This is a genomic window from Actinoplanes sp. NBC_00393, assembly GCF_036053395.1.
Taxonomy (GTDB): Bacteria; Actinomycetota; Actinomycetes; order Mycobacteriales; family Micromonosporaceae; genus Actinoplanes.
This window is the reverse complement of the sequence record NZ_CP107942.1, coordinates 8,164,818-8,185,843: the sequence shown is the minus strand read 5'-3', so window position 1 is coordinate 8,185,843 and position 21,026 is coordinate 8,164,818. Positions and strand designations below refer to the sequence as shown.

General features: G+C 68.4%; 18 protein-coding genes. 11 read left to right on the top strand and 7 right to left on the bottom strand.

The window, feature by feature from the left end; all coding sequences use genetic code 11:
- Positions 1 to 257: 257 nt before the first annotated feature.
- From OHA21_RS37835 to OHA21_RS37810, 6 genes are all read right to left on the bottom strand, one after another.
- Positions 258 to 1,736, bottom strand: coding sequence for a sensor domain-containing diguanylate cyclase (locus tag OHA21_RS37835; RefSeq protein ID WP_328463406.1), 1,479 nt, complete (start codon positions 1,734 to 1,736; stop codon positions 258 to 260).
- A gap of 685 nt (positions 1,737 to 2,421) precedes the next feature.
- Positions 2,422 to 3,837 carry a tyrosine-type recombinase/integrase gene (locus tag OHA21_RS37830; protein WP_328463404.1) on the bottom strand — a complete coding sequence of 472 codons (1,416 nt, stop codon included), beginning with the start codon at positions 3,835 to 3,837 and terminating at the stop codon, positions 2,422 to 2,424.
- 121 nt (positions 3,838 to 3,958) lie between these two features.
- A complete protein-coding gene (locus OHA21_RS37825) occupies positions 3,959 to 5,587 on the bottom strand; it encodes a methyl-accepting chemotaxis protein (protein ID WP_328463402.1) in 1,629 nt (542 codons plus the stop codon).
- Positions 5,588 to 5,692: 105 nt separating this feature from the next.
- The gene (gene rraA, locus OHA21_RS37820) at positions 5,693 to 6,181 is read right to left on the bottom strand and encodes a ribonuclease E activity regulator RraA (protein ID WP_328463401.1); all 489 of its coding nucleotides are present in this window, start codon (positions 6,179 to 6,181) and stop codon (positions 5,693 to 5,695) included.
- Positions 6,174 to 7,334 carry an MFS transporter gene (locus OHA21_RS37815; protein ID WP_328463398.1) on the bottom strand — a complete coding sequence of 387 codons (1,161 nt, stop codon included), beginning with the start codon at positions 7,332 to 7,334 and terminating at the stop codon, positions 6,174 to 6,176. The genes rraA and OHA21_RS37815 overlap by 8 nt, the downstream gene beginning before the upstream one ends.
- 2 nt (positions 7,335 to 7,336) lie before the next feature.
- On the bottom strand, positions 7,337 to 8,014 hold the full coding sequence (locus OHA21_RS37810; RefSeq protein WP_328463396.1) for a GntR family transcriptional regulator: 678 nt from the start codon (positions 8,012 to 8,014) through the stop codon (positions 7,337 to 7,339).
- A 211-nt stretch (positions 8,015 to 8,225) separates the two neighbouring features.
- Between OHA21_RS37810 and OHA21_RS37805 the strand changes: the two genes are divergently transcribed.
- From OHA21_RS37805 to acnA, 10 genes are read left to right on the top strand one after another with little or no spacing between them, the layout of a single operon-like run.
- Positions 8,226 to 9,386, top strand: coding sequence for an ABC transporter substrate-binding protein (locus OHA21_RS37805; RefSeq protein ID WP_328463394.1), 1,161 nt, complete (start codon positions 8,226 to 8,228; stop codon positions 9,384 to 9,386).
- A complete protein-coding gene (locus OHA21_RS37800; protein ID WP_328463392.1) occupies positions 9,383 to 11,110 on the top strand; it encodes an ABC transporter permease in 1,728 nt (575 codons plus the stop codon). Before OHA21_RS37805 ends, OHA21_RS37800 begins: the two co-directional genes overlap by 4 nt.
- Positions 11,103 to 12,230, top strand: coding sequence for an ABC transporter ATP-binding protein (locus tag OHA21_RS37795; protein ID WP_328463390.1), 1,128 nt, complete (start codon positions 11,103 to 11,105; stop codon positions 12,228 to 12,230). Before OHA21_RS37800 ends, OHA21_RS37795 begins: the two co-directional genes overlap by 8 nt.
- Before the next feature lie 17 nt (positions 12,231 to 12,247).
- The gene (locus OHA21_RS37790) at positions 12,248 to 13,321 is read left to right on the top strand and encodes an isocitrate/isopropylmalate dehydrogenase family protein (protein ID WP_328463388.1); all 1,074 of its coding nucleotides are present in this window, start codon (positions 12,248 to 12,250) and stop codon (positions 13,319 to 13,321) included.
- Entirely contained in the window at positions 13,318 to 14,046 is a 729-nt protein-coding gene (locus OHA21_RS37785; RefSeq protein WP_328463386.1) for an aspartate/glutamate racemase family protein, read from the top strand. Before OHA21_RS37790 ends, OHA21_RS37785 begins: the two co-directional genes overlap by 4 nt.
- Positions 14,043 to 15,263 carry a 3-oxo-tetronate kinase gene (gene otnK / locus OHA21_RS37780; protein ID WP_328463384.1) on the top strand — a complete coding sequence of 407 codons (1,221 nt, stop codon included), beginning with the start codon at positions 14,043 to 14,045 and terminating at the stop codon, positions 15,261 to 15,263. The genes OHA21_RS37785 and otnK overlap by 4 nt, the downstream gene beginning before the upstream one ends.
- Positions 15,260 to 15,880, top strand: a complete 621-nt coding sequence (gene otnC / locus OHA21_RS37775) for a 3-oxo-tetronate 4-phosphate decarboxylase (RefSeq protein WP_328463382.1) — start codon at positions 15,260 to 15,262, stop codon at positions 15,878 to 15,880. Before otnK ends, otnC begins: the two co-directional genes overlap by 4 nt.
- Positions 15,877 to 16,878, top strand: coding sequence for an Ldh family oxidoreductase (locus OHA21_RS37770; RefSeq protein WP_328463380.1), 1,002 nt, complete (start codon positions 15,877 to 15,879; stop codon positions 16,876 to 16,878). The genes otnC and OHA21_RS37770 overlap by 4 nt, the downstream gene beginning before the upstream one ends.
- Positions 16,878 to 17,183, top strand: coding sequence for a putative quinol monooxygenase (locus OHA21_RS37765; protein ID WP_328463378.1), 306 nt, complete (start codon positions 16,878 to 16,880; stop codon positions 17,181 to 17,183). Before OHA21_RS37770 ends, OHA21_RS37765 begins: the two co-directional genes overlap by 1 nt.
- Positions 17,180 to 19,813 carry an aconitate hydratase AcnA gene (gene acnA / locus OHA21_RS37760; protein ID WP_328463376.1) on the top strand — a complete coding sequence of 878 codons (2,634 nt, stop codon included), beginning with the start codon at positions 17,180 to 17,182 and terminating at the stop codon, positions 19,811 to 19,813. The genes OHA21_RS37765 and acnA overlap by 4 nt, the downstream gene beginning before the upstream one ends.
- Here the strand turns inward: acnA and OHA21_RS37755 are convergent.
- Positions 19,773 to 20,225 carry an Lrp/AsnC family transcriptional regulator gene (locus OHA21_RS37755; RefSeq protein WP_328463374.1) on the bottom strand — a complete coding sequence of 151 codons (453 nt, stop codon included), beginning with the start codon at positions 20,223 to 20,225 and terminating at the stop codon, positions 19,773 to 19,775. The two genes, acnA and OHA21_RS37755, sit on opposite strands and share 41 nt — an antisense overlap.
- A gap of 123 nt (positions 20,226 to 20,348) precedes the next feature.
- On the opposite strand from OHA21_RS37755, the gene OHA21_RS37750 reads away from it, so the two are divergent.
- The gene (locus OHA21_RS37750) at positions 20,349 to 20,966 is read left to right on the top strand and encodes a LysE family translocator (RefSeq protein ID WP_328463372.1); all 618 of its coding nucleotides are present in this window, start codon (positions 20,349 to 20,351) and stop codon (positions 20,964 to 20,966) included.
- The last annotated feature ends 60 nt before the right edge of the window (positions 20,967 to 21,026 follow it).

The following is a 21,026-nucleotide window of genomic DNA, read 5'->3' as shown; positions in this document are numbered from 1 at the left end:
CGAGTGCAAGCCGCAGTGAATTCGCACCTCACCTGCCGTCAGCTCGCGGCCATCGGCGTCTTCCGGCGTCCGTCCGAAGATACCCCCCGGGGGTGCTCCGATTGTGATCGCCGCAGTGTAGCCAGGAAGGCAAAGCCCGAGGAGGCGGTCATCGTGGGGTGCGGTGGCCGCAGGCATGTCGGCGGCATGGTTGCGCCGCCTCGATCCGTCTGGAACGGCCGGGGCCGGCAACGCCAAAGATCATGTCGTGATCCGTATCAGAGCTCACTAGTCGCCCTATGCCGGCGACCGGCCCCGTCCGCAACGTGGCCGACGTCGGCTCTCGTGGTAGCCCTGAGAGGAGTGGACTTGCGAGCCCGCTTGCGTTCGTACATAGCGGCGTCGGCGGCGGCGATCAACTCATCCGGCGAGAGGTTCCCGTCCTGGACGCTGGTAGCGGTTCCGACCGTCACGCCGATGCTCAGCGTCGTACCGTTCCAGAGAATCGGTTCCTTGAGGGCGTCTTCGACGCTGTGTCGCAGCGATCCGGCGGCGGTTCGGTCGACGCCGGGGCAGTACGCGAGGAACTCGTCACCACCGACGCGAGCAACGATGTCGCTCTCGCGCAGAGTGGCCGCGAGGCGGCGGGCGACGCATCGGAGCACCTCATCGCCGGCTTCATGGCCGTAACGGTCGTTGATTGGCTTGAAGTCGTCGAGATCGCAGTACAGCACGGTGGCCATCGAGGGTGGGCTGTGCGTTGCCCTCATGAGGGCGTGCTTGACGTCGGCGAAGAGCTTTCGCCGATTGACCAAGCCGGTGAGGTCATCATGGCTGGCCTGGTACTCCAACTCGTCTCGGTCTTGTGACCGCTGAGCCAGAAGCTGACGAGCACGGATCAGGACCATCGGCACCATGGCCAGGGGCCCGAGAGTAAGCAGTAACCCGTCTGGGGCCTGTCCGAACAGTTGTGGGATCCCGCCAACGACAGGAATGGCGATGAGCGCGCCGCCGAACAGGCTGAATCGGGTCTTGGTGGGCGCCGCATCGTTACTCGCAGCGCGTGTCGTGAGGGTGCCGGCCGTCGGGTGCAGGGCCGCCGCGCCCATCAGCAGGTAGCCGGCCATGTAGCACAAGCCGGTTACCGCCGAGGCGATGCCGGGGGTGTTCCCGGTGGTCGTGAAAGACACGTCGCCCGCGACCGCGCATGCAAGTGCGCCGAAGAACAGCCACACGCTGACCTGCTGACGACCGGCCGCCTGAGCGATACGCAGCATTGATCCAAGAATGCCCATCAACGGTAAAATCTGCACCAAAACACCGATATGTACATAAGTTGGTGTCTTGGCGGCCAATAATGCGGGGCGCAGCACATATTCCCAGACCGGTGCGGCGGCGGCAATGCCAAGGACTGCCGCATCGATGACCTCGCCGCTGTCATCGCGGGCACGTCGCCTCACCACCAGCAGACTCGCCGCCAGAAGAGCCAGGTAGCCGGCGATCTGGAACGGCGCGATCGGCCAGACGGAGACACCTCCATGCAGGGTGTCTCCCACCCAGGACAGGGCGTTGACCACAGTCAGCAGCGACAGCCCGAAAGCCACCAGGTTCCACGGCAGCCGGTACGCATGGCGATGTATGCGCCCAGCCGTCACGACCGCGACCAGGGCAGCGACACTTGCCGAGAGGAGCGCCATCTGATGCCAGGTCGCACCACCCGCGGCGAAAACCGTCACCAGCGCAGCAGACACGATCATGAAGTACACGGTCGCCGTGCGGCCGGGCTGGCGTGCCGGAGGATCCTCTCGAATTGCCACACCCGTGTATCGGCGCTGCGGGTCGAATTCTGACGATCGTGGCGAACGACGATCTACGCTATGGATCAGATGCTTCCTCGCGCTCGCTGTCAGCAACAGACTTCGGTGGCGGCTCGGGGTGATGGGCCGCGACCGTGTCTCGGATGGTGATCCGCAGGTGATCGCATGTCGCTACGGCGGATGTCACGAGGCAGTAGCCTCGGTAGCAGGGGCGTTGGCACTTCGCCCTGAGCAGCCCGATTGAAGCGGGCCTACACTGTGTGATGGTGTTGCGTGGTGATCCGGTGGTGATCGGACGTCGGTGACCGTTTCAGCACGGGCGCGACTAAATCAGCACGCGCGAGCGGCGGCTATCGGTGTGGGAGGCAAGTCAATCTTGGACTCGGCCTCGGCCTGCGGAAACGCAGAGTCGCCCTGAGCTGGTAATATGTCTTTGGGAACGGCTTTGAGTGCGCACGTAGCAGAGTGTACTCGCGACCACCTACGGATCAGAAGGTTAGGGGTTCGAGTCCCTTCGGGCGCACAAGATTTAGATGGGTCTGAACTGCGGAAACGTGGGTCAGGCCCTTCTTGCTGTCCGGCCTGATTGGACGATGGGTGTCAGTTGGGTGCCACATGGGTGTCATCACTTTCCGTGACGGATCGGGTTGCGGCGGCCACGTGACCTGCGGCTTCGCTTTTTGAGGGCGGGTCGTTTCTCCGAGGGTGCTTGTTTTTCGCCGCGGCTGGCGGGCCGGTTCTTTGCCGCCTTTTCCTTGATGCGCTTTCGGGTGTGCCGGGCCGCGGCCAGCACCAGAGCGGCGGTCGCGTCGGCGCAGCGCCGCTGGGAGTCGGGCAGCACGCTGGTGTACGTGTCTGCGGTGACCACGATGCTGGAATGCCCGAGCAGATCCTGAAGCGTCTTCAGATCCGCCCCGGCCTCGTGGGCGAGGGAGGCGGCGCCGTGGCGCAGGTCGTGCAGCCGGACCGGCGGCAGCCCGGCCCGTTCCGTGAGTTTGCGAAACCTTGTGGTGGCGTAGTTCGGGTTGATCGGCTGGCCGTCTTTACGGGTGAACACATACCCGGAGTCGACACAGATCTGGCCGGCGGCGTGGCGGCGGTCGCGGTGGTTGAGTTGCCGGCTGCGGTGGGCCCGCAGGATGCTGACAGTGTGTTTGTCGAGTGCGACGGCGCGACGGCCGGCTGCGGTCTTCGGGTCGCCTTCGACAACCTGGTAGCCGGCGGTGGTGCGCTGACGTTCGACGAACAACAGCCCTCGGTCGAGGTCGACAGCCGCCCACCGCAGGCCGCAGAGCTCGCCGCGGCGCAGGCCGCGCAGGGCCGCGAGCCACCAGAACGCGAACAGGGAGTCCTCGGCGTTGGCTTCCAGGAAGGTGGCGAGCTGCGTGGCGGTCCAGACCGCGACGGACGGGTGTTCACAGGTGCGTTCCCATTCTTCGACGCGGCCGTCGGTCCAGACCTGGGCGTGCGGGCGCCGGTAGCCGTGGATTTCGATGTGCCGGGCCGGGTTGCTGTCGATCAGCTCTTCGCGGACGGCGAGGTTCAATGCCGCGCGCAGGGTGGTGCGCAGGTGGTTGAGCGCGGACGGCGATTGGGGCTTGCCCTTGGCGTTGGTGGTTTGGGCGATCTCGGCGAAGACCGCGCGCAGCAGCGGTCCGTCAAGGTCACTGAGCCGGTAGTGGCCGAGGTGCGGAATGAGGACGAGTTCGACGTCGCGGGTGTAGTGCAGCCGGGTGGTCGGCCGGATCCGGGTGCGGGTGCCGAGCCAGTGCCGTAGCCAGCGTTCGACGGTCCAGCCGTCACCGCAGCGCCGGGCCACGCTGTCGGCCAGAGTCTCGTCTCGCGCGTGGCGCGCGTCCGCCTGGGACATGAATCCGCCGCGGCGGATCCGCTCGGAACGGCCGAACAGGTTCGGTGCGGAGCAGTGGAAGTACCAGGAGCCGTGCCCGCGCTCGGCGAGTCTGGGGCAGTGCTGTTCGAGCCGCTGCCCGTGATCGTTGCGGCATCCGCACCGTTTGAAGAGCTTTCCTGTTTCTGGCATCGCGCACCGCCCTGCTCGTTGTTCTTTGTTTCCAGGGTGAGTGGTGTGGCGCGATCGGGCAGCCGCCCGGCAGAGTGACCTCCGTGATTGGGTAGCGGCGTCGGGGTGGCGGATTGGCCGTTCAGTAGGTGAAGCGGGAGATCGCGGTCTGTAGTTCGGTGGACATGCGGGTCAGTTCGTTCGCTGACTGTTCCGCGTCGCCGACGGATTCGGCTGTGGCGCGGGCGGTCTGCGCGACGTTGTCGATGCTGGCGCTGATCTGTCCGGTGGCGTTGGCGGCTTCGGTGACGTTGCGGTTCATCTCGGCGGTGGTGGCGCTCTGTTCCTCGACGGCGGAGGCGATGGTGGTGATGTAGTCGTTGACGCTGCCGATCACTTCGGCGATCTGCTGGATGGCGGTGACCGCGTGTCCGCTGTCGGATTGGATGGCCTGGACTCGCTGGGAGATGTCTTCGGTGGCGCGGGCTGTCTCCTGGGCCAGGTCTTTGACCTCGCTGGCCACGACCGCGAAGCCTTTGCCGAGTTCTCCGGCGCGGGCGGCCTCGATGGTGGCGTTGAGGGCCAGCAGGTTGGTCTGTTCCGCGATCGCGGTGATCGTCTTGATCACGTCGCCGATCTGGCGGCTGGATTCGCCGAGGGTGGCGATCGTCTGGTTGGTCGACTCGGCTACCGCCACGGCCTGTCTGGCGACCTCGGCGGCTGCGTTGGCGCTCTGCGCGATTTCGCTGATCGCAGCGCCCATCTCCTCGGAACCGGCGGCGACGGTGCTGACGCCCGCGGATACTTCTTCGGAGGCGTCCGAGACGACCTTGGCCTGGGTCGACGCCTGTTCGGCGTTGCGGCTGATGCGAGTCGCGATCTCGGTGGTCTGCGCTGAGGCCGCGCTGAGGCGGGTCACCGCGCCGGCGACTGATCCGACGACGGTCCGTACCTCGGTCTGGGCGCGGTTGAGCATCTGTGCCATCTGGCCGACTTCGTCGTGGCTGGTCACCGTTGCCGCCACGGTCAGGTCGCCCTGTTCCATGGCTGCCAGTGAGCGGCGGACGCCGGCGAGGGGCCGCACGATCAGCCGGGTGACGTAGAGACCGAGCAGGACGGCCAGGGCCAGGCCGACGATCAGCACGATGATCAGGAGGCGTTCGGCTGCGTGCGCGGTATCGGTGTTCGCTTCGGTACGTGCTTTTGCTTTCGCGGCTTGAGCTTCGTTCTCGGCGTCGAGGGCGTCTGATGCCGTGGTGATGATCGGTAGCAGGGTGTCTCGGTAGTTCTTGGCGAAGGCCGCGGTGTTGCCCTTGTCCGCCAGCGGGAGCAGGGTGTTCTGTGAGTAGTCGACGAAGTCGGCGAAGTTGTCGCTGAAGACCGCCATCTGGGCGGGGTCCGCCGCATACGGCAGGTAGGCGGTCACACCGTCGGTCACCCGGGTCACCCGGGATTCGATTTCCTCGCGTAGATCGGCGCGTGTCGCGGTGGAGGCGACGCCGTACTCGAGGACCCGGCCCCGCATGCCCTGGAACGGCTGGTAGAGCGCTGCCAGATCGACGATGGGTTCGATACTGTCGGTGTAGAGGGCGTGGCTCTGGCGGTCCAGTTTCTGTAGCCGGGTGAAGCCGGTGTAGGCGATCGCCATGGAGGCGACCGCCATGACCGTGACGATCGACATGATCTTGAGGTTGACCGGCCGGTTGGCGAACCAGCCTCCTGGGGACCGGGTTGCCGAGGCGACGTCTGTTCCCTGATCGCGTGGTGTCATCGCATCTCCCGTGTCGAAGCCGACCGTGTTTCCTATCGGCGACAAGGGCAATGCGCTGAGCTGGGTGCTTTCGTTCGGCAGCCGGTCCGCCGTCCGGTATCCGGCTCAGCCGTCGAGGTGTCCGGATCCGGCGGGAAGTACGACGACGCCGTCGTCGTCGCTGACGACCTGGGCGCCGGGTGTGAATCGGCAGCCGCCGAATTCGAGGACGATGTCGCGTTCTCCGGCGCCGGTCTTGGCGCTCTTGCGCGGGTTGGAGCCGAGCGCCTTGATGCCGACCGGGAGTTCGCGCAGGGCCGCCACGTCGCGGACCGCGCCGTTGATGATGACGCCGGCCCAGCCGTTGTCGACGGCGAGACCGCCGATGATGTCGCCCATCAGGGCCGTGTGCACCGAACCGCCGCCGTCGACCACGAGCACCCGGCCGGCGCCGGGTTCACTGAGAACGGATTTGAGCAGGGCGTTGTCCTCGAAGCAGGAGACGGTGACGGCGGGACCGTGGAAGACGGGGGTTCCGCCGTATTGGCGTAGCTGGGTGTCGCAGGAGCCGAGCTTCTCGCCGTACTGGTCGTACAGGTCCGCGGTATTAGTCATGGTCGTTCCTTTCGGTGGGGTGCAAGCCCCCGGCGGCGATGGCCGCGCCGGCGAGACCTGCGGCGGTGAGGGCGAGGACACCGGCTGCTCCGGCGCCGATCGCCAGTAGTCCGGCGGTGCTGGGGATGACGACCTGGCCGAGGCGGTTGCCGGTCAGGCGCAGCGACATGGCTCGCCCGCGTAGGCCGGGTGGTGCGGATTCGGCCAGGAAGGACATGGTGAGGGGCTGGCCGGCGCCGAGACCGAGGCCGGTGACGACGATCAGGACGGCCATCAGCCACAGCGGCATGGGCGCCAGCATCAGGGCCAGGCCGGCGGCGGAGAGGGTGACGGTGCCGACGAGCAGGTGCCGGCGGCCGACGGCGGCGGCCAGCCGGCCGAGGAACAGCCGCGAGGTCATCGAGGCGACGGCGCGCAGGGTGAGCAGGATGCCGATGGTTCCGGCGGCGATGCCCCGTTCGGTGCCGAGGGCGGGCAGGTAGACCAGGGTGATGTCGACGGCGGCGAGCACGACGCAGCTGACCGTCAGCGCGCGGACGAGCCCGGGGCGGGCGAGCAGGTCACGGAATCCGCCGGGCTGCGTGCCGGCCTGTCGGCCGTGCTGGCCGGAGGGGCGCAGGAACAGCGAGACGGCGAACAGCGGGACGCTGACGGCGAGTGCACCGATGAAGATCAACCGCGTGTCGGGTACGGTCCGGTCGCCGCCGAAGAGGATGATCAGGCCGGGCCCGAGCGCCTGCCCGAGCGAGGCGGCGAAGGTGTAGTAGCCGAATGCGGTGTCGTATCGACCGGCAGCGGTGTTGTTGGCAACCAGTGCCTGCTGCCCGACCACGGCGCACAGGTGTCCGGTGCCGAGCAGCATGGTGGCGACGATCAGCCCGGCGACCGTGTCGCCGAGGGTGACGAACCCGGCAGCCGCGACGGTCAACAGGACCGGCCCGGCGATCAGCATGAGGCGTTCGCCGAGCCGATCGACGAGCTGTCCGGACGGTGCTGCCAGCAGCAACGGCACGACGGCGAAGCTGGCGCCGAGCACGCCGAGGTAGGCGGCGGGAACGTCGAGGTCGAGTGCCTGGTAGGTGGCGGTCGGCCGCATGACGAAGGTGAGCGCCTGGACGAGCACCGTGTGCATGATCAGCAGAGCTCGTTGCATGGTCAGGGTGTGGCGTCGAGCTTCTGCGCGTTGAGCCGGGAGGCGGCCTTGGCGCCGAGGCTGGTGTCGATGTGCCGGCGCATGACGTCGGCGGCGCCGTCGGCATCCCGGTTGATCACACAGTCGAGGAGTTCCTGGTGCTCGGCGGCCTTCTGGTCGCGTTCTTCCTGGCTGCGTTCGACCTCCAGGCCGAGCCGCCGGTAGCGGTCGGCCTTGTCCCACAGCGCGTCGAGCGTGGTGGTCAGGATTTCGTTGTGCGACGCGGTGTAGATCGCGGTGTGGAAGCGGCGGTGAGCGACCAGGTCGACGAAACCGGGGTTGTGCAGCAGCGGGCGCAAGCCCTCGATGGCGTCGCGGATCTCGCGGATGTCGGAGGTGCTGCGGCGCTCGGCGGCGAGAGCGGCGGCGAGCGGGTCCAGCGACATCCGGATCTCGAGCAGGTCGCGTGCCTCCTCGCCGGTCAGCGGGGTGACCCGGGCGTCGCGGTGCGCGTCGAGTTCCACCAGACCCTCGGACTTGAGCCGGCGTAGGGCTTCGCGCAGCGGGGTGGTGCTGATCCCGATCGTCCGGGCGAGGACGGCCTGGTTCAGCACGGTGCCGGGCTCGTATTCGCCGGACAGGATCAGCTCGCGCAGCCGGCTGTAGGCGAAGTCGCTCTTGGTGGAGTAAGGCTCCGTCATGCACCCTCCCGAGGTCGCTTATAACCTACACGATCCCGTCGGCCGGAGAAGCCGGGTGCATTGGATCCATATTTAACCCGCTTTACGGCGTTTACCCCTACGCTCTTTGAAGATTCTTCGGGCTGAGCTGTTGACGGCTATAGGTTATAACCTCCATCGTGAGTGGCGTTCCCCACAGCGATGTTTCCTCCGCATCAAGGAGCTGTGAATTTTGTCCAGTCCTCTTCGCCACCCCGCCACGCGGCGCCGCCTGCTCGCGTCCTTCATCGCCGTCACCGTCACCGCCGCTCTAGCGGCCTGCGGGGGCTCCGACGAGCCGGCCGCCCCGACCAACCAGATCGCCGAAGGTACCGCGCCGGACTACTACCCGGCCGAGTACAGCCAGCTCATCGAGTCCTCCAAGGGCGAGGGCGGCGAGCTGACCATCTACTCCAACACCGACCAGGAGAACTGGGCGCCGATCTTCCGGGACTTCCAGAAGAAGTACCCGTGGGTCACCAAGATCTCCGCGAATAACCTGGACAGCGATGAGGTGTTCCAGCGGGCCCTCGCCGAGCAGGCCACCGGCAACTCGCCCGCCGACATCCTGGTCTCCAACGCCGCCCAGGCCTGGGCCGAATACAACGAGCAGGGCAAGGGCCGCCTGCTGGAGTACACGACGCCTGAGGCCGCCAAGTTGCCGGACTTCGCGACGCTGATGCCCAACGTCTACGCGATGTCGATGGACCCGCTGACCATCGCTTACAACACCGCCCTGGTGCCCGAAGCCCCGACCGGACTGGCCAGCCTGGCCGCGCTGGTGAACAAGGACCGCAAGAAGTTCCAGGACAAGATCACCACCCGGGACGTCAAGGGCGCCTTCGGGTTCACCGTCTCCCGCGCCTTCGCCGAAGCCGACCCCAACAGCTGGAACACCCTGCAGCAGCTGCTCCCGCTGGCCCGGCCCGAGACCTCCTCGGGCACCCAGACCGAGAAGATCCTGGCCGGCGAATACCTGGTCGGCTTCTTCATCTCCGCCGCACCGGCCTACCCGGTGGTCAAGAACAGCGGCGGCCTGTTCAAGGTCACGTTCCTCGACGACGGCACCGTGGTGCTGCCGCGCGGGATCGGCATCGCGCCGAAGGCGCCGCACGCCGCCACCGCCAAGCTGTTCACCGACTTCGTCCTCTCGTCGGAAGGACAGCGAGCGGTCGCCGAAGGCGGGCTGACGTCCTACCGCGACGACGTGCCACGGGCCGAAGGTCTGCACACCTACCAGGAAGTCGTCGAGACGGTCGGCGAGGCTAAGGTCATCCGCGCGAAGTACGAGCTGGTCCCGGACGCCGAGGTCCAGGAGTTCGTGACCCGCTGGAACGGTCTGCTGGCACAATGACGACCGTTCTCGAAGCCCCCCGATACCGGCGCTTTCTCGGCGCCGGCCGGGAGTTATGGGTCCAGTACGCGGTCCTCGCGCTGCTCGCACTGCTGGTCCTGGCTCCCGTCGTACCGACTCTCTACCAGTCGTTCCTGGACCGCCCCCTCTACGAGGCGGGCGGGATCCTCACCGCCGACAACTACGTCCGGCTCTTCACCGACGCCGGGTTCGGCACCGTCATCCTCAACACCGCGCTGTTCGCCGTCGGTACGACCGTGCTGACGCTGCTCATCGCTGTGCCGATGGCCGTCATCGTGGTCCGCACCCAACTACCCGGGGCGCGGTTCTTCGCGGCGGCGATGCAGTGGCCGTTCTTCATCTCCTCGCTGATCCTCGGCTTCGGCTGGATCACCCTGTACGGACCGGCCGGATTCGTCAGCACCGAGATCCGGACCTGGATCGGCACCGTGCCGTGGAACCTGTACTCGATCCCCGGCATGGCGGTCACCGAAGCGGTGGCGTTGGCGCCGATCGCCTACGTCTTCTGCGCCAACGCGCTGCGCCAGTCGGACGCCTCCCTGGAGTCCGCAGCGCAGGTCTGCGGCGCGAAGCCGATGCGGATCCTGTTCTCGGTCATCGTGCCGATGCTGCGCCCGCCCATCGTCTACAGCTCGATCCTGGTGTTCAGCATGTCGGTGGAGACGCTCAGCGTCCCGCTGCTCTACGGCCAGCCGGTCGGCATCTCGGTGTTCTCCACCTTCCTCTACAGCAACGGCCTCCAGTCGATCGACCCGGACTACGGGGTGCTCGGCGCGGCGTCGGCGCTGATCCTGGTGGTCACCATCGGCCTGGTGGCGATGCAGGCCAAGCTGCTCAAGGACGCGCAGCGGTTCGTGTCGGTGCGCGGCAAGGCGACCCGTCCGCGCCGGCTCGACCTGGGCTGGCTCAAGTGGGTCAGCATCGCCGCGCTCGGTGTCTACGTGATCTTCGGGGCACTGCTGCCGATCGGCGGGCTGATCTTCCGATCGTTCACGCTGATCTTCACGCCGTTGCAGTCGCCGTTCCAGACCCTGACCACGGCCAACTACGAGCGCATCTTCTCGTTCGAGGCATACACCCGGTCGATCGTCAACAGCCTGATCATCGCGGCGGTCGGGGCGGTCCTGGTCAGCGCCCTGTCCGTGCTCGCCGTGGTCGTGGCCCGCCGGTCCACGTTCCGGTTCCGCCGGGCCGTCGAATACCTGGCCCTGGCCCCGCAGGCGATGCCCGGCATCATCATCGGCATCGGCCTGTTCTGGGCCTTCGCCTACGCGCCGTTCGGCGCAGGTGGTCTCATCCAGGGCACCCTGTTCGCACTGATCATCGGCTTCGGGCTGCGGGCACTGCCCAGCGGCTTCGGCTCGATCGCCCCCTCGGTGATGCAACTCGGCGCCGAACTCGACAACGCCGCCCGGGTGTCCGGCGCCGACTGGCTGCGCACCTTCACCCGCATCCTCGGCCGCCTCATGGTGCCCGCCTTCGCCGGCGCCATGATCCTCACCTTCGTCACGATGCTCAAGGAGTACTCGCCGGCGATCTTCCTCGGCTCCGCCGACACCAACATCCTCGGCACCACGATGCTCGAGCTCTGGGTCCAGGGCAACACCGGCTCCGTCGCCGCCCTGGCCACTCTCCAGATCGCCATCACCGCCGCATTCGTCGGCCTCGCCGGGCTGCTCATGAAGGGATACCGCGATGCCTGAGGTCACCGTCAGCAACCTCTACAAGAAGTTCGGTGACGTCACCGTCCTGCACGAGGTCGACTTCACCATCCGCGACGGCGAGTTCTTCACTCTGCTCGGCCCCAGCGGCTGCGGCAAGTCCACCACCCTGAACTGCATAGCCGGCCTCGAACAGCCCACCGGCGGCCGGATCACCGTCGGTGACAACACCTTCGTCGACACCAAGAGCAAGATCTTCCGTACGCCCGAGGAACGCAACCTCGGCATGGTCTTCCAGTCGTACGCCCTGTGGCCGCACATGACCGTGGCCGCGAACCTGGCCATGCCCCTGACCATCCGCAAAGCCAGTAAGAAGGACAAGCAGGAGCGGATCGCCGACGCCCTCGACAAGGTCGGCCTCGCCCACCTGGCCGACCGCTATCCGCACCAGCTCTCCGGCGGGCAGCAGCAGCGCGTCGCCCTGGCCCGCGCCCTGGTCTATTCGCCGTCGGTGCTGCTGCTCGACGAGCCACTGTCGAACCTCGACGCGAAACTGCGCGAACAGGCCCGGGCCTGGCTCAAGCGGCTGCAGGAGGAACTCGGCATCACCACCGTCTACGTCACCCACGACCAGGACGAGGCCCTGGCCCTCAGCGACCGGATCGCGGTGATGTCCGAAGGCCGGATGATGCAGATCGGCACCCCGAAAGAGATCTACGAAGCCCCGGCCGCACCCGAGGTGGCGGCGTTCGTCGGCCGCTGCAACTTCCTGCTCGGCCGCGTCGAGGACACCAGCGGCGGCCGCAGCCAGATCCGTCTCGACGCCAGCGGCGACGTGGTCACCGTCCAGAGTGACCTGCCGGTCACGAAGGGGCAGGACGTCACCGTCGCCATCCGCCCCGAACGCCTGCAGGTGAGGCCGAAGGGTGAGGCCGGCAGCGGCCCCAACCACCTCACCACCGACATCCTGACCAGCTCCTACGTCGGCTCGCGCTACGAGTACGACCTCAAGCTCGGCAGCCACGTCGTGCAGGTGTCGACGTCCCGGCCCGGCCTGACCGGCAGCGTGTCCCTGATCTTCGAACCGGACGCGGCCCTGCTCTACCCCAAGGCCGTGGTGCCGGACGCCGAAGCCGCCGAACTGCTCACCATCCCTTCCTGAAAGCGAGATCCACAGAGATGACCAACTACTCCCTCGGGGTCCTGCACGGTGACGGCATCGGACCGGAGATCGTCCCCGCATCGGTGAGCGTTCTCGACGCCGCGATCGCCGCCGCCGGCGCCGCCGCGATCGACTGGGTCACGCTGCCGCTGGGCGCCGCCGCGATCGAGGAACACGGCACAGCGGTGCCGGAGCAGACCCTGACCGCGCTCGCCGCTCTGGACGGCTGGCTGCTCGGACCGCACGACAGCGCCGCCTACCCAGAGCCGCACCGCTCCAAGCTGAACCCCAGCGGCACCATCCGCAAACACTTCGACCTGTACGCCAACATCCGTCCCGCCAAGAGCTTCGAGCGCGGCAACGCCATCGTCGAGGGCACCGACCTGGTCATCGTGCGGGAGAACACCCAGGGCTTCTACGCCGACCGCAGCACGTACGCCGGCACCGGCGAGTTCATGCCGTCCCCGGACGTGGCCATCGCGCTCGGCATCATCACCCGCCCAGCCGTCGAGCGCATCGCCCGGTCCGCGTTCGAACTGGCGATGCGGCGCGACAAGCGGGTCACCATCGTGCACAAGGCCAACGTGCTGAAGATGACCACCGGCCTGTTCCGCGATGTGTGCCGCGAGGTCGCGAAGGACTACCCGGAGGTGGCCCTCGACGACTTCCACATCGACGCGATGACCGTGCACCTGGTCCGGCGGGCCAACGCGTTCGACGTCATCGTCACCGAGAACATGTTCGGCGACATCCTGTCCGACCTGGCCGGTGAGATCGCCGGATCGCTCGGCATCGCCCCGTCCATCAACTCCTCCGACACCCACGCGATGGCCCAGGCCGCGCACGGCTCGGCCCCCGACATCGCCGGACGGGACATCGCCAACCCGATCGCCATGATCCTGTCCAGCGCGATGCTGCTGGACTGGCTCGCCGCCAAGCACGACGACGAGAAGCTGCGTGATGCCGCCCGCCGTGTCGAGGCCGGTGTCGAATCCGCCGTCCGCGCCGGTGTCAGCACCCGTGACCTCGGTGGCACCGCATCGACCAGCGGTTTCACCGCGGCGGTCGTCGACGCGATCCGCGCGGCGTGACACCCCGGGCCGGCGGTGACCGGGACACCGTCGGCCCGCATCTGGAAAGGACACCCGTGGCCGACAGCACTCCCCTCATCGCCCTCATCCACGCCACCCCCGCCTCCGTCACCCCCGCCGGCCAGGCGTTCACCGCCGAGTTCGCCGCCGCACGTCTCTGGAACCTCCTCGACGACCGGCTCATCAGCGAGGCCGAGCAGGCCGGCGGACTCACCGCCGGGCTTCACCAGCGGATGCAGAACCTGATCGGGTACGCCGTGGCCGGCGGCGCCGACGCGGTGCTGCTGACCTGCTCGATGTACGGGCCGGTCGCCTACGACGTGGCGTCGACCGTGAGCGTTCCCGTCCTCGCGTCCGACCAGGCGCTGTTCGACGAGGTAGCGTCTCGCGACCCGCAGCGAGTCGCGGTGCTGGGGCCCGTCCAGACGGGGGTCGACGACACCGCCGCACGGCTGCGGTCGCAGCTGCCGGGGCCGCAGATCACCGGATCGGTCATCGCCGGGGCCCGGTCCGCGACATCCGCCGGTGACCTCGAAGCACTGGATCGGGCCGTGTGCGAGGCCGCTCAGGCCGTACCCGATGATGTTGATCTGATCGTTCTCGGCCAGTTCTCCGTGTCGCCGGCGCAGCCGGCCGCGCAGCGGGCCGTGACCGTTCCGGTGCTCAGCCCGCCGCACCTGGCCGCGCAGCGGCTGCGGCGTCACTTCGGCGGAGCCGGCCGATGAGGCTCGGGTGCATCGCTGACGACTACACCGGCGGCACCGACGTCGCCGCCGCACTGCGACGGGCCGGGCTGCGCACCGTGCTGCTCTTCGGCACCCCGGATCCAGCACTGGAACTACCGGACTGCGATGCCGTCGTGGTCGGGTTGAAGACCCGGACCGTCACGGCTACCGACGCCGTCCAGCAGAGCCTGCACGTGCGCGACTGGCTCACCCGACACGGGGTCGACCGGGTCTACTTCAAGTACTGCTCGACGTTCGACTCGACCGACGACGGCAACATCGGGCCGGTCACCGATGCGCTGCTGGACACGGCGGACGAGGCGATGACCCTGATCTGCCCGGCGTCACCCGAGCACGGGCGCACCGTTTACCAGGGGCATCTGTTCGTGAACGGGGTGCTGCTGTCGGAGTCGCCGATGCGGCACCACCCACTGACGCCGATGACCGACCCATCGCTGGTACGGGTGATGAGCAGGCAGACACCGCATCCGGTGGGACTGCTCACCCTGCCGGTCGTGCGCGCCGGACACGAAGCGGTCCACACCGAGTTGGACCGGCTGCGGGCCGACGGTGTCCGGCACGTCGTCGTCGACGCCACCCAGGACAGCGACCTTGACACCGTCGCCGCCGCCGCGCAGCGATTCGGCGTGCTGACCGGCGGCGCCGGACTGGCCGGCGCCTACGGCCGGGTGGCCTTCCCGGCCCGCCTCGCCGCTGACACCACACCGCAGCCACCGTCCGGCGGCCCGGGCATCATCCTGGCCGGCAGCTGCTCGGCGGCGACCCTCGAACAGGTCGCCCGGGCACGCTCGGTGTTCCCGGCCTATCGGCTCGACCCCGCCGCCGAACCGGACCTGCTGAGGCGGGCCACCGCCTGGCTGACCGCCAACCTCGGCGAGACGCCCGTGCTGATCTACTCCTCCGCGCCACCGGAGCAACGCGTACCCGGCGCCGCGGACCTGCTCGAACGCACGCTCGGCGCGTTGGCCCACGCCGCCGTAGACCTCGGCGCCCGACGCATCGTCGTGGCCGGCGGGGAGACCTCCGGAGCGGTCGTCTCCGCGCTGGGCATCGGCGCCGTCATCGTGGCCGGCGAGGAGGACCGCGGAGTGCCCTGGTGCCACACCACCGGCACACCGGCGCTGCGCCTACTGCTCAAATCCGGCAACTTCGGCAGCCCTGACCTGCTCGTCCGAGCTATGAAAGAAGCATCATGAGCGACACCCGGCAGCAGATCGCCGACCTCGGGGCCTCCCTGTTCGCCCGCCGGCTCACCTTCGGGCGTACCGGCAACATCAGCGTCCGCGACGGCGAGCACATCCTGCTGACCCCGACCGGCGCCAGCCTCGGCAACCTCGACCCGCAAGCCCTGTCGGTCATCGACGTCAACGGCGACCACGTCGACGGACCCCGTCCGTCGAAGGAAGGGTTCCTGCACGCCGCGGTCTACCGATCCCGGCCCGCCGCCGGCGCCGTCATCCACCTGCACAGCACCTACTCGGTCGCCGTCTCCTGCCTCGACGGGCTCGACACCACCGACGTGCTGCCACCGCTGACCGCCTACTACGTGATGCGCGTCGGTCGGCTGCCGCTGCTGCCCTACCACGCTCCCGGCGACGCCACACTGAAAGACATCGCCGAGAACGTGGCCCGCGATCACCACGCGTTCCTGCTGGCCAACCATGGCCCGGTGGTGGCCGGGGCCGACCTGGCGGCGGCCGCCGACGCGATCGAGGAGCTGGAGGAGACAGCCCGGCTGTTCCTGCTGCTCGACGGCCGCAAGACCCGGCCGCTGACCACCGAGCAGGTCAGCGCCCTCCGGGAGGTCCGATGACCGACCTGATCGAGCTGGGATCGCGGATCCTGCGGTCGGTCGGCGTTCCTGAGGCCGACGCCCGGCTCGTCAGCGACAGCCTGGTCACCGCCGACATCTGGGGTCACCCGTCGCACGGGATGCTGCGCCTGCCCTGGTACGTCGCCCGGATCCGGTCCGGGGCGATGCGGGCGGTCACCCGGCCGCGCACCGTCACGGACGGCGGTGCCACCGCCGTCATCGACGGCGACGACGGCATCGGCCAGGTGATCACGCATCACGCCTGCCGGGAGGCGATCGCCCGGGCCGCTGTCCACGGGGTGGCGGCTGTGGCGGTCCGCAACAGCAACCACTTCGGCACCGCCGCCTACTGGACGCGGATCATGGCCGACGCCGGCTGCATCGGGATCCTGACCACCAACGGCAGCCCGGCGATGGCGCCGACCGGGGGCCGCGAGAAGAGCGTCGGCGCGAACCCGTGGTCGATCGCCGCGCCCCGCCCGGACGGGCACGTCGTGCTGGACATCGCTAATACCAGCGTGGCCCGCGGCAAGATCTACGCCGCCCGGGAACGCGGCGAACCGATCCCGCCGGACTGGGCGGTCGACGCCGACGGCGTGGCGACCACCGACCCGCAAGCGGCCATCGACGGCGTGCTGGCCCCGATGGCCGGGCACAAGGGGTACGCCATCTCGTTCATGATGGACGTGCTCTCCGGAGTGCTGACCGGCAGCTCGTACGCCACGGACGTGGTCGGCCCGTACGTGCCGGACCAGCGCAGCGGTTGTGGGCACCTGGCCATCGCGCTGCGCATCGGGACGTTCCTCGACCCGAACGCTTTCGGGCAGCGCCTCGACGACCTGATCGACGTCACCAAGCGAGTGCCACTGGCCCGCAACGCCGACGAGATCTTCTACCCGGGCGAGATCGAGAACCGGCGCAACGGCGTGAACCTGGCCCCGAAGACCCTGGAAGATCTCCGCGCCCTCGCGGACTCGTGCGGGGTGGCGTTCGACTGATGTTCACCGTGATCGTCACTCTCGACGTACGGCCCGACCGGCTGCCGGAGTTCCTGGACGGCATCGCCGCCAACGCGCGGGCCGCACTGCGCGACGAGCCCGGTTGCCTGCGCTTCGACGTGCACCGGGTCAACGACGAGCCGAACCGGTTCCTGCTGCACGAGATCTACCGCGACGAGCAGGCCTTCTTCCAGGCGCATCGGGCGGCGCCGCACTACGCCGAATGGCTGAAGGTCGTCGACCGGTGCGTGCAGACCAAGACGAACCTCTACGCGACACCCGTCGACCTTTCGGAGCGGCCATGAACTCCTTCAACACCGCTGCCACCTTGCGGGTCGGCGACGACAGTCATCGCATCCACCGCATCGACGAGCTGGCACCGGCGAACCTGCCCTACAGCCTGCGCATCCTGCTGGAGAACCTGCTCCGGCACGGTCACGACGACCAGGTGCAGGCGCTGCTCGGCTGGGACGGCACACCGGTCCCGGAGACAGCCGTCGACCTTCACCCGTCGCGGGCCTTCCTGCACGACACCAACGGCGTGCCCACGCTCGTCGACCTCGCCGCGATGCGCGACGCTATCGGCGGGCTCGGCGGTGACCCGGACCAGGTGAACCCGCTGATCCCGTCCGAGCTGGTGATCGACCACTCGGTGATCGCCGACGTGTTCGGCCGCCCCGACGCCCGCGACCGCAACGTCGAGATCGAGTACGGGCGCAACGCGGAGCGGTACCGGTTCCTGCGGTGGGGGCAGCAGAACCTGCGCGACTTCGCGGTCGTGCCGCCGGGCACCGGGATCATGCACCAGGTCAACATCGAGTATCTGGCCCGGGTCGTGATGGCCGAGGACGGCTGGGCGTTCCCCGACGTGTGCCTGGGCACCGACTCGCACACCACCATGGTCAACGGCCTCGGTGTGCTGGGCTGGGGCATCGGTGGCATCGAGGCCGAGGCCGTCATGCTCGGCCAGTCGCTGTCGATGCTGCTGCCCCGGGTCGTCGGAGTGCGGCTGCACGGGCGGCTGCCCGAGGGCTCCACCGCCACCGACCTGGTGCTCACCATCACCGAGCGGCTGCGCCGGCATGGCGTGGTCGGTAAGTTCGTGGAGTTCTCCGGCCCCGGCGCCGCCGAGATAACCCTCGCCGACCGGGCCACCATCGCGAACATGAGCCCCGAGTTCGGGTCCACCTGCGCCTACTTTCCCATCGACGACGAGACATTGCGCTATCTGCGGTTCACCGGACGGTCGCCGCAACGGGTGGCGCTGGTCGAGGCGTACGCCAAGGCACAAGGCCTCTGGCACGATCCGGCGCGCCCGGTCGCGTACACCGAAGTCGTCGATCTTGATCTCGGCTCGGTGGTGCCGTCACTCGCCGGACCGCGCCGGCCGCAGGACCGCGTCGCGCTCACCGACGCGAAGCGGGCCTTCCGTGAAGCGACACACGACCTCGCGGCCGCCGCAGTTCCGGTCTCCCTGCACGGGCAGGAAGCCGTGATCGAACACGGTCACGTCGCCATCGCGGCCATCACCTCCTGCACCAACACGTCGAACCCGGCGGTGATGGTGGCGGCCGGGCTGCTCGCCCGCAACGCGGTGGCGCTCGGGCTGCGCAGCAAACCGTGGGTCAAGACATCGCTGTCGCCCGGTTCCCGGGTCGTCACCGACTACTACGACAAGGCCGGGCTCACCGAACCCCTCGAAGCCCTCGGCTTCCACCTCGCCGGGTACGGGTGCATGACCTGCATCGGCGCGTCCGGACCCCTGATCCCGTCGGTGACCGAAGCGGTCCGTGAGCACGACCTCAGCGTGGTGTCGGTGCTGTCCGGCAACCGCAACTTCGACGGCCGGATCAACCCCGACGTGCGGATGAACTACCTGGCCTCGCCGCCGCTGGTCGTCGCCTACGCCATCGCCGGGACCATGGACATCGACCTCACCACCGAACCGCTCGGATTCTCCGGTGATAGGCCGGTGTACCTGCGCGACATCTGGCCGTCGCCGCGCGAGGTGCGCGAGGTCATCGACGCGACCGTCGAGCCCGCGATGTTCACCGACGCCTACGCCGACGTGTTCACCGGCGACAGCCGCTGGCAGGCCCTCGACACCCCGGCGGGGGCCACCTTCGCCTGGGACGATTCGTCGACCTACCTGCGACGGCCGCCCTACTTCGACGCCGTGACCACCTCACCGCCCGGCGCCGCCGACATCGTGCGAGCACGGGTCCTGGTCAAACTCGGCGACTCGATCACCACCGACCACATCTGCCCGGCCGGAGCGATCCCCGCGAACACCCCCGCCGGCCGCTACCTGACCGGCCTCGGCGTCGGCCCGTTCGACATCAACACTTATGCCTCCCGGCGCGGCAACCACGAGATCATGATGCGCGGCACCTTCGCCAACGTGCGCCTGCGCAACCAGCTCGTCCCGGACGTCGAAGGCGGATACACCCGCCTGGCCGGCTTCGACACGATCATCCCCGTCTACGACGCCGCCATGGCCTACCGGCAGACCGAAACTCCGCTGATCGTCCTCGCCGGCCGCGACTACGGCACCGGATCCTCCCGCGACTGGGCAGCCAAAGGCCCCGCCCTGCTCGGCGTCCGCGCTGTCATCGCCGAATCATTCGAGCGCATCCACCGCTCGAACCTCATCGGCATGGGCATCCTGCCCCTCCAGTTCCAGCCGGGCGATACCGCTGCCGGCCTCGGCCTCACCGGGGACGAGGAGTACAACATCACCGGGCTGACCGGGGCCGGGCCGGCGCCGCGCTCCGTCACCGTCACGGCTGGGGCGATCACCTTCACCGCGATCGTGCGGCTCGACACCGACCGGGAGGCCGAGTACTACCGGCACGGCGGCATCCTCCCGTACGTCCTGCGGACTCTGGCCCTCGTCAGAGATGCAGCGGCCGGTTCTCGACGACGGTCTTCATGACCAGGGTGGAACGCATCCGCTGAACTCCCGGCAGGGTGGCGAGCTGCCCGTCATAGACCTCCTGGAATGCGGGCAGGTCACGCGTGATGATCCGCAGCAGGTAATCAGGGTCGCCGAACAGCCGCTGGACCTGCTGGATCTCGACGACCGCGGCTACGGCCTGCTCGAACGCGTCGAGGGTGCGCCGGTCAGCGCCGTGCATGGTGACGAACACCAGGGCCTCGAACGTCAGGCCGAGTGCCTTGGCATTCAGATGGGCGCGGTAGCCGCTGATCGCCCCCGCCTGCTCGAGGGCGCGCAGCCGGCGATGACACGGCGAGACACTCAGCCCGACACGTTCGGCGAGCTCGGTGACCGTCAGCCGGCCATCACGTTGAAGCTCAGCAAGAATCTGTCGATCCAGCGCATCCATGAGGCAGATCTTCCCCCAATACCGGCCTGTCGACGAGATAGTCGCAAACATCCTCCTCGATTTTGCGCATAGCCTTTCCCGTAGGGACAACACGGTTCCGCTCCGCCGGAGAAGGACTGCTTCATGGCTGTCAGCACCATCGCCGCGTTCTGGGCCGTGTCCTTCCTGTTCGTGATCACGCCCGGCGCCGACTGGGCCTACGCGATCGCCGCCGGGCTCCGCCATCGCACGGTGCTGCCGGCCGTCGGCGGTCTGCTGGCCGGGCACCTGCTGGCGACCGCTGTCGTCGCGGCCGGGGTCGCGGCGCTGGTCGCCGGATCACCGATGGTGCTCACGGTGCTGACCGTGGCCGGCGCCGGCTACCTGGTGTGGCTGGGCGTCGGCATGCTCCGCCAACCCGCAGCATCACCGGCAGCCAGCGAGGAAGCACCACACTCCTGGGTCCGGCAGGCGGTGAAGGGCCTAGGGATCAGCGGCCTCAACCCGAAGGTGGTCCTGCTGTTCCTGGCCATGCTGCCACAGTTCACCCGGCCGACGGCGAGCTGGCCGATCGCGGTGCAGATCATCGCCCTGGGCCTGGTGCACGTGGCCAGCTGCGCGGTGATCTACCTGCTGGTCGGGAGCGGGGCCCGGCGGATCTTACGAGCCCGGCCGACGGTGGCCCAGGCCGTGACCCGCTTCTCCGGAGCTGCGATGGTCATCATCGGCGGCTTGCTCCTGGTGGAGCAGGCGGTCCGGTAACACCGACGGAATGTGATGCACGCTTGCGGGTGATCGCGCCGTCCTACACAAGGGGAACCG